This is a genomic window from Corallococcus carmarthensis, from assembly GCF_003611695.1.
Taxonomy (GTDB): domain Bacteria; phylum Myxococcota; class Myxococcia; order Myxococcales; family Myxococcaceae; genus Corallococcus; species Corallococcus carmarthensis.
Window position 1 is genome coordinate 19,085 of sequence record NZ_RAWE01000011.1, and the last position, 12,061, is coordinate 31,145.

Genomic DNA, 12,061 nt, shown 5'->3' on the forward strand with positions numbered 1-12,061 from the left:
GGGCGGGACATGCGGGAGGATGCGGTGGACGTCGTGTTGCGGGAGCGCTTCGGGCTGGAGTCCTTCCGTCCCGGACAGCGCGAGGTGCTCACGACGCTGTTGAAGCCTCACGGGTCCGCGCTCGCGGTGTTCCCCACGGGCGGTGGCAAGTCGCTGTGCTACCAGCTCCCCGCGCTGCTCCTCGACGGGCTCACGGTGGTGGTGTCACCGCTCATCGCGTTGATGAAGGATCAGATCGACGCGCTGGAGCGGCGGGGCATCCGCGCCGCGCGGCTGGATTCGTCGCTGTCGCTGGAGGAGTCCCGCGAGGTGACGGAGTCCCTGCGCGACGGAACGCTGAAGCTCCTCTACGTGGCCCCCGAGCGCTTCAACAACGAGCGCTTCATGGGGCTCTTGAGCGAGCTTCAAATCTCCCTCTTCGCGGTGGATGAAGCGCACTGCGTCTCCGAATGGGGACACAACTTCCGGCCGGACTACCTCAAGCTCGCGCAGGCGGCCCGCACGCTTCAGGCCGAGCGCATCCTGGCGCTCACCGCCACGGCCACACCGCAGGTGGTGCACGACATCTGCGAGGGCTTCAGCATCCCGGAGCAGAACGCGGTCGTCACCGGCTTCTACCGGAACAACCTCACGCTGGAGACCACGCCCACGGGGCCGGAGGTGCGCGATGCCCTGCTGGTGGAGCGGCTCAAGTCGCGCCCGCCCGGCTCCACCATTGTCTACGTCACGCTGCAGAAGACCGCGGAGCGCGTGGCGGCGCTGCTGAGCGCGGAAGGCCTGCCCGCGAGCGCCTACCACGCGGGCCTGGAGTCGGAGGACCGCGAGCGGGTGCAGGAGGCGTGGACCCACTCCGCGAAGGGCATCGTCGTGGCGACCATCGCGTTCGGAATGGGCATCGACAAGGCGGACGTGCGCGCGGTGTATCACTACAACCTGCCCAAGGGCCTGGAGAGCTACAGCCAGGAGATCGGCCGCGCGGGCCGTGACGGCAAGCCGTCCGTGGTGGAGCTGCTCGCGTGCCCGGACGACGTGCCCACGCTGGAGAACTTCGCGCTCGGGGACACGCCGCTGCCGGAGGCGCTGGAGGGGCTGGTGAAGGGGCTGCTGTCCTCGGGCCCGGAGCTGCACCTGGACCTGTACGCGCTGGGCAACCGCCACGACCTGCGGCCCCTGGTGCTGCGCACGGCGCTGACGTACCTGGAGCTGGAGGGCGTGCTGCGCCAGGGCACGCCGTTCTACGCGGGCTACAAGGTGCAGCCGGCGGGCTCGGTCGAAGCGCTCATTGGCAGGTTCCAGGGGGAGCGCGCGCGCTTCGTGAAGGACCTGTTCGCGCACGCGAAGAAGGGACGCACCTGGTACACGTTCGACCCTTCCGAGGTCGCGAAGGCGCTGGACCAGCCGCGAGACCGGGTGGTGAAGGCCATCGACTACTTCCAGGAGCAGGGCTACGCGGAGGTGCAGGTGGCGGAACCGCGCCAGCGCTTCACGCGGCTGCGCGAGCACGAGGACGCGAAGGCGCTCGTGGCCCTGTTGCAGGAGCGCTTCCAGAAGCGCGAGGTCCAGGAGGTGTCACGGGTGCGCGACGTGCTCCGGCTCGTCACGCATGGTGGGTGCCAGAGCAACGCGCTGGTGGCCCACTTCGGTGAGCAGCGCGAAGCCCCGTGCGGCCATTGCACATACTGCCGCACGGGCGTGGCGCGCGTGCTGCCGCCACCGCACCCACGGCCGGACCTGCGCGAACAGCTGGACGTGGCGACGTTCAAGTCGCTCGTGACGAAGCACCCTGAGGCGCTGGGACACCCGAGGCAGGCCACCCGCTTCCTCTGTGGCCTGAGCAGCCCCGCGCTCTCCAAGGCGAAGCTCACCGGGCACAAGCTCTTCGGCACCCTGACCGAGTGGCCGTTCGCCCAGGTGCTGGCGTTCTGTGAAGCGCGCCCGAGCCGCTAGACTCCCACCCCGTGCGCTACGAGCTTCACGACAGCCGCGTCCTCACCTGGTCCCTGGAGACGCACGTCACCACGCACTGCAACCTGCGCTGCGCGCAGTGCTGCCCGCTGTCGCCGCACCTGCCCGCGTGGGCCGTGTCTCCCCAGGCGCTGGGCGAGGACCTGCGCCGGCTGGCGCGCGTGCTCAAGCCCAACGTCTTCAAGCTCACCGGCGGTGAGCCCTTCCTCCATCCGGACCTGCCCGCCGTGCTGGACGTGGTGCGCGCCTCCGGCATCACCGAACAGCTGTCCGTCACCACCAACGGCTTCCTCGCCCAGAGCGCCCCCGACGCCGTGTACGAACGGCTCGACCGGATGACCCTGTCGTTCTACGCGTCCGCGCCGCTGCCCGAGCGGTCCATCACGCGCATCACCGAACGCTGCGACCAGCACGGCGTGCACCTCACGGTGAAGGCCATCGACCGCTTCCAGCGCATCACCCCGGACGCCCCGCTCGCGTCCGACGCGCAGGTGCAGGACGTCTTCGAGAAGTGCTGGCTCAAGCAGCGCTGCCACCTGGTCCACCGGGGCCGCTTCTACACCTGCACCCGGCCGCCCCACGTCGCCACCGTCCTCGCGGCGGAACATCCGCACCTGCCCGCGCTCGCCGAACATGACGGTGTTCCGCTCGATGATCCGGAGCTGCTCACGCGCCTGCTGGCCTACCTGGAACGCGACGCGCCGCTGGCCACCTGCCGCCACTGCCTGGGTTCCAGCGGCCCGTGGGAACCCCACGCGCAGCTGCCTCGCGCCCGCGCCGCTTCCTGATCAGGCGGCCGTCGGTGCTTGCAGCGGCAGCTCCACGGTGAAGACGGAGCCCTCGCCCAGGCGGCTCTCCACTCGCACCGTGCCGCCCATGGCCTCCACCAGCGTGCGGGTGATGTAGAGGCCCAGCCCCAGGCCACCGTAGTGCCGGTCGCTCACCGCGCGCTCGAAGCGGCCGAAGAGGCGCGGCAGGGATTCCTCCGCGATGCCGATGCCCTGGTCCCTCACCGTCAGCGCCGCCTTGCCGTCGCGCGTCTCCAGGCGGATGTGGATGGGGCGCCCCTGGCCGTACTTGATGGCGTTGTCCACCAGGTTCACCACCACCTGCTCCAGGCGCGGCCGGTCCCACACGCCCATCGTCACCGCGTCCTCGCACTCCAACTGGAGCGCGGAGCCGGAGCGCGCGGCGGGACCCTCGTAGCCGGCCACCACGTCGCGCACCAGCTCCACCAGGTCGACGGGCGCGCACTCCAATGACAGCCTTCCGGCCGCGATGCGCGACACGTCCAGCAGGTCGTTCACCAGCTCCGCCAGCTTCTTCAATTGCCGCGAGCCCACGTCCAGGTAGCTCTCCACCAGCTCGCGCCGCACCGGGCCCGGGGTGCGATCCATCTCGCGCCGCAGCGCCTGGAGCTTGAGGTTGAGCGGCGTGAGCGGCGTCTTCAGCTCGTGGCTCGCGATGGACAGGAACTCGTCGCGCAGGCTCACCGCTTCGCGCGCCTCGCGGTACAGCCGGGCGTTCTCCATGGAGAGCGCGGCGCGGTTGGCCAGCTCCTGGAGGTAGGGCAGGTCCGCGGACGTGTAGCCCCGCCCGGAGCGCCACGTGGTGGCGAAGCTGAGGATGCCCAGCGGACGCTCCCCGGCCACCATGGGCACCAGCGCGATGGAGCGCAGGTTCAGCTGGCGGAAGACCTCCAGCCGCCCGGGGTCACTCGTCAGCTTGCGCAGGCCCTCCTCGGTGACGTTCTCGATGAAGAAGGGCTGGCCCTGGAGCAGCAGCGACATGGCTCCCCCCAGCTCGGGGGCGATGGCCTCGTATGGGGCCGGGGCCCACAGCTGCTCCCGGAACTCCGAGGGCTCGCCGGGCGCGTGCGCCACCTCCAGCCGCTGGAAGCCGCCGTCCCCCACTGTCATGTCGACGATGCACCAGTCCGCCAGCGCGGGGACCGCCAGCCGCACCACGTTGCGCAGCGTGGCCTGGTAGTCCAGCGACGTGGCCAGGAAGGAGCTGGCCCCCGCCAGCAGGCGCAGGTGCTCTTCGTTGTGCGACAGCTCGCGCGCCAGCCGCTCCGCCCGGGCGCGGGCGCGCACCACGTCCGTCACGTCGAAGCCGAAGCCCGCGATGCCGTCCACCTGCCCGCGCGTGTCGTGCGTGGGCGTGTACGTGACATCGAAGATGTACTCCCGGAGGGAGCCATCCGGCTGCGGCAGCTTGAGGGACACCTCCCGGCCCTCGAAGGGTTCGCCCGTCGCGTAGACGTGGTCGAGCATCCGCCCCACGCGCTCGGCCTCCTCCTTCGGCCCCACCTCGCGCGCGGGCAGGCCCAGGAGCCGCTCCGGGTTGCCCAGCATCGCGGAGTTGAGGGGGTTGGACAGCTCGAAGACGTGCTGCGGCCCGCGGAAGATGACCAGGTGCGCGGGCGCGTGCATGAACAGCTCGTGCAGGCGCGCGCGTTCGTACTCGGCGGCGGCGCGGGCGGCGCGCTCGCGCTCCAGCAGGTCCGCGCGCTCCGCGTTGGCCCGGCGCAGGCGCACGTTCAGCGTCGTCGCGAACAGCGACAGCGACAGGAAGAAGATCAGCGCGACGACGTTGTCGGGCTCCAGCCGCCACTCGCCCAGCGGCTGGAGGAAGAAGTACTGCACCGCGAGCAGCGACAGCCCGGTGGACACCAGCCCCGGTCCCCAGCCTCCGCGCCAGCTGGAGAACACGACGGCGGCGAAGAAGGCCAGGTACGGGGTGCTGGCCATGATGGGCCACAGCGCCCGTTGAACGAGGAAGGCCACCCCGACGCTCACCACCGCCAGCCCGTAGCGCAGCAACGCGGAGCCCTCCTCCTTCTGGAACGCCTCCGGCGGGTGCGGAGGCAGAGAGGAGGGCGGCACTGGCGGATGGGGCGGAACGGACGGCGCGGGAGCGGTCATGGATGCGCGGGGCGGACGGGCCTGCGAACGTCCGTCAGCGTGTCTCCTTCCGCGTGTGGGTCTGGAGGAGCCCCTGCATGGCGGTGGGGTAGCGCTCGCCCGCGGCCACGCCCGGCGGCGCGATGGCCTCGATGTCCGCCAGGTCCTCCTTCGTGAGCCTCACGTCCAGTGCGCCCAGGTTGTCGTCCAGGTACTTGCGGCGTTTGGTGCCGGGGATGGGGACCAGGTCCTCGCCGCGCGACAGCACCCAGGCGAGCGCGAGCTGCGCGGGCGTGCACTGCTTCTTCTTCGCGAGCCGGTCGATGTGCTCCACCAGCTTGAGGTTCTTCTGGAAGTTCTCCCCCTGGAAGCGGGGCGAGTGGCGGCGGTAGTCGTCCTCGGGCAGGTCCTCGAAGCGCTTGAACTGGCCGGTGAGGAAGCCGCGGCCCAGCGGGCTGTAGGGGACGAAGCCCACGCCCAGTTCACGGCAGGTCTGGAGGACGCCGTCCTCCGGGTCGCGGCTCCACAGCGAGTACTCCGACTGGAGCGCGGTGATGGGATGCACGGCGCACGCGCGGCGCAACGTCTCCGGGTTCACCTCCGACAGCCCCAGGAAGCGCACCTTGCCGGCCTTCACCAGCTCCGCCATCGCGCCCACGGTGTCCTCGATGGGCGTGTTCGGATCCACGCGGTGCAGGTAGTACAGGTCGATGACGTCCATTCCCAGGCGCTTCAGGCTCGCGTCGCACGCCTGCTTCACGTAGTCCGGCCGGCCGTTGACGCCGCGCGCCTGGGGATTCGCGGGGTCGCGCACGAGGCCGAACTTCGTGGCCAGGACCATCTTCTGGCGGTGGGGCCCCAGCACGCGGCCCACCAGCTCCTCGTTGCGGCCGGGGCCATAGGCGTCCGCCGTGTCGAAGAACGTGATGCCCCGCTCCAGCGCGTGGAGCAGCGTGGCCTCCGACTCCGCGTCGTCGCGGCCCGCGTAGAACTCCGACATGCCCATGCAGCCCAGGCCCAGGGCCGAAACGGTGAGGCCTTGCCTGCCCAGCTTCCGAGTCTCCATGTGTCCTCCCAGCGGGTGCGCGTCCCCTTGGAGAATCTTCATGCGGGGCGCGGGAATCCAGGGCAAACAACCGGGCGAAGGCCCGGCTCACGATGGAAGCGCTAGCTCGCAACGGAAGGGGAGCGGCTTGGCGGCCGATGCCAGGGCCTCCACCCCGCGCGCATCCACCACCGGGGCGGCCCAACCCAGGTTGCATAGCGCCGCGGTGAGCCGTTCGCACAGCGCCGCCACGCTTTCCGGCGGCGCGCCCGAAAGCTCCAAAGTGAAGCGCTCGCGAGTCACCTGTGTCAGCCGGAACGCGCGCAGCGGGTGGTGCTTGAACACCCACGCCAGGGACCAGGCGTCCACCGTGCGTCCTTGGGGCGTGTGGAACGCGCAGGCACCGCGTCCTCCGAAGCCCGTCAGCGTCCAGCCATGGAAGCCACAGGCACACGCGTCGCGCCGCACGGTGCCCGTGTCCCCGGGCCGGTAGCGCAACAGGGGCAGCACGCTGGGGCGCAGCCGCGTCACCACCACCTCGTCCCCCTCCGGCTCCAGCCAGACATCCGGCGTGAGCACGTGGAAGCGGCCCCGGTTCGCGTCCTCCAGGCACTCCCACGCGAGCGGCCCCGTCTCCGTGGCGGCGTAGTAGTTGAGGACCGGCACGCCGCGCTCCTGCCGCCACGCATCGCGCAGCGTCCCCGGCAGGTGCTGCGCGGAGGTGAGCACCAGTTGGGGAGAGGGCACCTCCGGGTGGGCCAGCAGCCAGCGCAGCCCTTCCGGATCAGAGAAGACGACCGAGGCCTTCACCCGCCGCAGGCGCGCCACCGTGTCGTCACGCAGCACGGAGACGCGGTGCAGGGCGCCATCGTGGAACAGCGGCAGCCGCACCGAGTACTCCAACCCGCCCGGCAGCGCGTCCAGCAACACCACGCGCGGACGCGGCGGGGGCACCGTGTTGGTGCGTTCGGTGAAGAAGCGCAGCACGGCCCACATGAGCAGGCAGTCGCGCCGGTCGCGCAGCACGTTCACCGGGTCGCCGGTGGTGCCGGAGCTCTTCACCACCACGCACTCGTCGGACGCGGCGGGCAGCGTGGGCACGTCCTCCCAGTGGCGCGCGAGCGTGGCTCGGTCCAGCGCGGGGAAGTGCCGCAGGTCCTCCAGCCGCCGCAGGTCGCCCGGGTGCAGGCCGGACTCGCGCAGCACGCGCACGTAGTAGGGCGAACCCAGGAGCGCGTCGCGGAAGGCCGGCAGGCGCGCTTCCAGCTCCGCGCGTGCGGAGACTTCGTCCACCGTGGCCGCGCCGCGTGCGAGCCCCGCCGCCACGTCCAGCGCCCACGGCAGGTGTGGACGTTGCGTGTGGCTGTCGCGGCGGATGCGCGCCTTGGGGGCGACCCCGAGCGTCACTCGCGCCAGCCCCGGGCCTCGGCGTCCTTGCGCGCTGCTTCCTGGAGCATCTCCTGGCGCCGGTCCGCCTCCTTCTTGCGCGCCTCCTCCACCTTGCGCAGGTCCGTCACGGCCTGGCGGTAGTCCAGTTCCTTGAGGTGGCGCTTCGACTCGGCTTCCGTCTCGCCCTCGATGTCCGCGCCCAGGGCCGACAACCACTTGCGCAGGAACTCCTCCTGACGGAAGGCGTTGGAGCGCACCATCTCCGCCGTGAGGGGGTGCACCTCCTCGAAGAACTGCTGGAGGCGCGCCTGCGGAGTGCGGTCCGCGGTGAGGTAGAGCACCGTCTTCTTGCGCAGGTCCGAGGACACCAGCACGTGCGCGAGCATGCCCACCTGCTCCTGGAACAGGGGGTTCTTCATGCGCTGCTCCAGCTTCGCCCACTCGGCCTGCGAGGGGGGACGCTGGCTGGCCAGACGGAAGGTGTCGCAGACGATGGCCACCGCCAGGTCGTGCGGATACGGCGACACGATGGGCGTGGCCGCCAGCTGCTCACGGAGGTGGGGAATCGAAACCGCCATCATTTCTCCAACAGGGCATCGGCCAGTGCCGCGGCGGCACGGCCAAAGTCAGACATCCATTGCACGGTCGCCAGCCGGAAGCGCGGGCTGCCCAGCACCGGCGCCAGCACCTTCCGGGCGGACGCGTCGTCCGGCAGCGCCAGGAAGGCCACCACCCGGCGCGACCGCTTCATCGCGCGCATCAGCCGCGGCAGCGCGCCCTCCTGCTGCATGTTCGCCAGGAAGTCGCTGTCGGAGATGATGATCCGCAGCGCGTCCGGCCGCTCCTCGGCCAGCGCCTCCATCTGCTCCACGGGGAACCACGTCCCGCCGCCGATGTAGTGGAACAGGAAGTCGCGCGCCGTCTCCTCGTCGTACATCCACGGGGACACGATGGGGTTGTCCGCCGAGTAGACGATGCCGCGCACCGTGGCGCCCTTGCGCAGTGCGGAGGCGGACAGCACCTGCGCGGCCAGCGTCATCGCGTTGAGCTGCTGCTCCGGGTTGGGCATGGAGCCGCTGGTGTCCAGATAGATTTCCAGCGCGGGCACGCCCAGGTCCGACGGGGGCGGCAGGTCCGCCTCCAGCTCGCGGCGCAGCGGGGCCACGGCGGCCAGGGGGCCCTGCGAAATCACCGTGAGCGTCCAGTCGATGGTGGACGGGTCGTCGCCGTACTCCCACGCCTCCGGAATCGTGCGCAGGTAGGGCTCCGGCTTCGCGGGAGAGGCAGGCAGCTTCAGGATGTGCTGATCCACGAGCCGCCGGTAGTACCGCGCCACCAGCGCGCGCCGCAGCCTGCCGCCGTCATTGCCGGGCAGGTGCGCCGTCGCCCGGCGGATGGTGTCCAGCGGATCCGATTCCTTCGTGTCGTGCGAGTCGTCCAGCCAGCCGTTCGCGCGGGCCTCGTTCAGCGCGTCCTCCCACCGGCCGCCGGACTGCACCGCCGCGTCCAGGTCGCCCTCATCCGGGGTGGAGAGGTCTCCGCCCAACGGGATGCAGAAGCGGACCTCGGAGGGCAGGTCGATGAAGCGGATGAACGCGGCGCAGAAGTAGATGAACTGGAGGCGTGCGTCGGGCAGCGCATAGAACGTCTGCACGAACATGCGCGCCTGCGCGCGGAAGCCCGGGTAGGCCTCTTCCAGCTTCTCCAGCTGGTCGGCGGGCACCAGGTCGCCGGGCTTCCGGCGCCACAGCTCCTCGTAGATGGCCAGGTAGAAGCAGAACAGCGGAGACGTCCCGCCCGGGTCCGGGGCCTTCTCCTTCTGCTTCTTCTTCCTGCTCTTGTTCTTGTCGCGCCCGTCGGGCGTGCGCAGGAAGCCCCGGTACACCTCGCACAGCGCTTCCGCGTGGGTGCGCCCCACGAACTCGTTCACCTGGAGGTCGAAGAACAGGTTGGTGAGCGACTGGCCCAGGCCTGGAATCAGCCGCTGCTCCAGCACGCGCAGCTCCGCGTCCCAGCCCAGCGTGTGCGGGAAGCGCACGTGGTGGCCAATCTCATGCGCCAGCACGGCGGTGAGGCTGTCGCGCGCGCCCATGCGGATGAGCATGTCGAAGTGGACGAACACCTGCCGGCGCACCAGGTCGATGTACGCGAGCGGTTCGTTCGCCGCGGCCTCGCCGGGCCGGAAGGGCTGGTGCGGTTCGGGCGGGCTCAGGTGCACGTGCACGTCCCACAGCGCCAGCGCTTCGCGCCAGCACCGCTCCACCTCCTCCGGGGTGAAGGCCGCGCCCGCGCTCATACCGGCAGGATGACCGCCAGCCACTGGGACGTGTGCATCGTGGCCACCGCGCGCCATTCGTTGTGCTGGGTGCTGTACCAGTCACCCGCGCGAGGGTCGCGCTGCGCCAGCGAGGTGAGCGCCTTGGCGGGCTTGCCCGTCGCGGGCTCCAGCCGTTCGTTGCAGCCCATGGACCCCAGGAGCACGGGCTTCTTCACCAGCCATACGCCCTGCGTGGCCGCGTCGCGTCCGCCCGCGGCGGTGGCGCGGTGCCGGTCGTGCACGCAGACGACGGCGGGCGCCAGGAAGTGCATCTCCCCGGGCATGAAGCGCGCGTCCTCCTGCGACAGGTCCACCCACTGCGCGGTGGACGTGTCGCCCAGCGTCTGGGACGGCGGCTCCATCGCCTCGTTGGCGATGGTGTGCAGGTGGCCCTCCAGGTCCTCCAGCGAGGACAGGTTCGAGCCCAGGCGGCAGAACAGCCGCTGCACCCAGGGCGGCGCGGACTCCAGGTTCTCGCTGAGGTTCCACATGCGCGCGAGCGCCGGGGCCTGCTCCTCCTGGCGCAGGTCCGGCAACAGGCGAGGCAGCAGTTCCCGCCACGCGAGCGTGAAGAAGTTCTCCCGCCCGGCGGACCCTGGATACAGGTAGCCCAGCCCGATGCCCTCCGCGCCCAGGCGCAGGTAGGCGCGCAGGAGCTCCTCTCCCGCCGCGGCGTCACCGCCTTCGAGCCCCCGGCCCAGGCGGACCACGGGGCCGTTGAGGAACGCGCTCCACAGCGCGCGGTCCCAGCGCACGAACCGGCCGCGCGCTTGCTTCTCCAGGTCGTCGACGAATTCGCTCATGGCTGCCCCTGACCGCCCGGGTTCTCCTTCAGCCACGTCGCGTAGTTGCGGTAGCGGCTGTAGAGGGACTTCAAGTGGATGAGGTCCTCGTACACCGGGCCGGACAGCTCCTGGCGGGTCATCAATTCATTCATCAGCACGGTGACGGCGGACAGGCGCTTCTCCGTGGTGCGCAGGTCCACGCCGGACAGGCCCAGGTCCAGCTCGGCGCGCAGCGCGACGACCTTCTGGCGCACGGGCGCGTGCGTGCCGTAGCGGGCCATGGCCATGTCGAACATGTTGCGGATCCACGCCACGCGGTCCTGGAGCAGCATCTTGTTGCCCTTCGCCTCGAAGAAGGGGCTGCGCGCGTTGGGCGTGAGCTTCTCGTGCAGCACCCAGGGGATGATCTGCCGGAAGTCCTCCAGCTCCACCACGCGGTGGCCCCGGAAGAACGCGAGCGCCTTCGCGAAGTGGAGGATGGTCTGGTACGCGCGCACGCTGGTGCCGTTCTCCGTCTGCGTGCAGAGGTGCACCTTCTTGTCCAACGGGCACTGTTCGTTGCACACGGCGGACACCGTCTGTCCGGCGAGCTTCAGCGTGTCCTTGTGCTTGAACTCGAAGCGCGGGGACGCCATGCGGCAGAAGTCCAGCTGGCCCAGGAAGAAGGCCACGCGCTCCAGGGCGCCCTTGGGCACCTCCACGGCGAGGATGGCGTTGTAGGCCTTCTCCAGCTCGCCGGGGGTGAAGACGATGTCCTTGGGGAGCAGCTCCTCCGGGGACTTGTCGGACTCGATGCGCTGGAGGAGCGTGTCCACGAAGCCGGAGTTGAAGGGCACGGCGCGCACGACGACGTCGAGCCGGTCCTTGAGGGCTTCGATGACCTGGAAGGTGCCGCCGCCCTGGTCGTCGTTGGCGGTGAGGAACCAGGACGAGCGGCCGGTGTAGACGTACTGGTCCATCATCTCCGCGTAGCCCTCGCCCAGGAGTGACAGCAGGGCGGACTGGGTCTTCGTGGGGATGCGGTTGTACTCGTCGATGATCTTCACGCGCTGGCCAATCCACTTGCGCCAGCTGACCTTCACGGCGGACAGGTCCTCCGCCTTGAGCATGTCGGAGGGCAGCGGGGCGCCGAGCAGGTCCGCGATGGACAGCTGCGGGTGGCCGCGCTGGATGCCCCGGTGGACGTCCTCGCGGCCCATGCCGGAGAGCAGGGCCATGAGGATGGCGGAGGTGGTTTTTCCGCGGCCCGGGCCGCCCACGAGCAGGGCGCGGCGGCAGGTGAACAGGGTGAGCAGCGGGATGAGGACGAAGGAGCTGTAGCTCATGTCCTCCGGGAGGTGGACCTCGTCACCGGCGGCGTTCTTGAGCGCGGCGGTGCCGCCGAACTCGATGTCGTAGTACGGGCAGATGACGGCGTTGTTGGTGATCCACCAATACGCCTGCCGCATCTTGTCGTGGAGGCTGCCGCCGTCGCGTTCGGAGAGATGGACGCTGAGGCCCTTGTCCGCCGACGCACGCCCGGTGAGCAGGCGCGAGACCCAATCCTGGTTGGCCATGGAGGGGCGGGAGTGTAGCAGCGCCGGGGGGCAGGGGGCGGGTGTGAACCGGATGGGTGTCTCCCCTCCATCCAGGCTTCCGAAAGTGGGCGGTGCGG

General features: G+C 70.4%; 9 protein-coding genes. 2 read left to right on the forward strand and 7 right to left on the reverse strand.

Annotation, left to right across the window (positions count from 1 at the left end):
• The first annotated feature begins 9 nt into the window (after positions 1 to 9).
• Both D7X32_RS05145 and D7X32_RS05150 read left to right on the forward strand, forming a co-directional pair.
• The gene (locus D7X32_RS05145) at positions 10 to 1,947 is read left to right on the forward strand and encodes a RecQ family ATP-dependent DNA helicase (RefSeq protein ID WP_120601380.1); all 1,938 of its coding nucleotides are present in this window, start codon (positions 10 to 12) and stop codon (positions 1,945 to 1,947) included.
• Positions 1,948 to 1,958: 11 nt separating this feature from the next.
• Positions 1,959 to 2,753, forward strand: a complete 795-nt coding sequence (locus D7X32_RS05150) for a radical SAM protein (protein WP_120601381.1) — start codon at positions 1,959 to 1,961, stop codon at positions 2,751 to 2,753.
• On the opposite strand, the gene D7X32_RS05155 is transcribed toward D7X32_RS05150, so the two are convergent.
• From D7X32_RS05155 to D7X32_RS05185, 7 genes are all read right to left on the reverse strand, one after another.
• The gene (locus tag D7X32_RS05155; protein ID WP_244238854.1) at positions 2,754 to 4,853 is read right to left on the reverse strand and encodes a sensor histidine kinase; all 2,100 of its coding nucleotides are present in this window, start codon (positions 4,851 to 4,853) and stop codon (positions 2,754 to 2,756) included.
• A gap of 73 nt (positions 4,854 to 4,926) precedes the next feature.
• Complete coding sequence (locus D7X32_RS05160; protein WP_120601451.1) at positions 4,927 to 5,937, reverse strand: aldo/keto reductase; 1,011 nt, start codon at positions 5,935 to 5,937, stop codon at positions 4,927 to 4,929.
• Positions 5,938 to 6,024: 87 nt separating this feature from the next.
• Positions 6,025 to 7,323 carry an AMP-binding protein gene (locus tag D7X32_RS05165; RefSeq protein ID WP_120601383.1) on the reverse strand — a complete coding sequence of 433 codons (1,299 nt, stop codon included), beginning with the start codon at positions 7,321 to 7,323 and terminating at the stop codon, positions 6,025 to 6,027.
• The gene (locus D7X32_RS05170; RefSeq protein WP_244238855.1) at positions 7,320 to 7,886 is read right to left on the reverse strand and encodes a hypothetical protein; all 567 of its coding nucleotides are present in this window, start codon (positions 7,884 to 7,886) and stop codon (positions 7,320 to 7,322) included. Before D7X32_RS05170 ends, D7X32_RS05165 begins: the two co-directional genes overlap by 4 nt.
• The gene (locus D7X32_RS05175; RefSeq protein WP_120601385.1) at positions 7,883 to 9,601 is read right to left on the reverse strand and encodes a hypothetical protein; all 1,719 of its coding nucleotides are present in this window, start codon (positions 9,599 to 9,601) and stop codon (positions 7,883 to 7,885) included. The genes D7X32_RS05170 and D7X32_RS05175 overlap by 4 nt, the downstream gene beginning before the upstream one ends.
• Positions 9,598 to 10,425 carry a hypothetical protein gene (locus D7X32_RS05180; protein WP_120601386.1) on the reverse strand — a complete coding sequence of 276 codons (828 nt, stop codon included), beginning with the start codon at positions 10,423 to 10,425 and terminating at the stop codon, positions 9,598 to 9,600. The genes D7X32_RS05175 and D7X32_RS05180 overlap by 4 nt, the downstream gene beginning before the upstream one ends.
• Positions 10,422 to 11,963, reverse strand: coding sequence for a MoxR family ATPase (locus tag D7X32_RS05185; protein WP_120601387.1), 1,542 nt, complete (start codon positions 11,961 to 11,963; stop codon positions 10,422 to 10,424). The genes D7X32_RS05180 and D7X32_RS05185 overlap by 4 nt, the downstream gene beginning before the upstream one ends.
• Positions 11,964 to 12,061 lie beyond the last annotated feature (98 nt).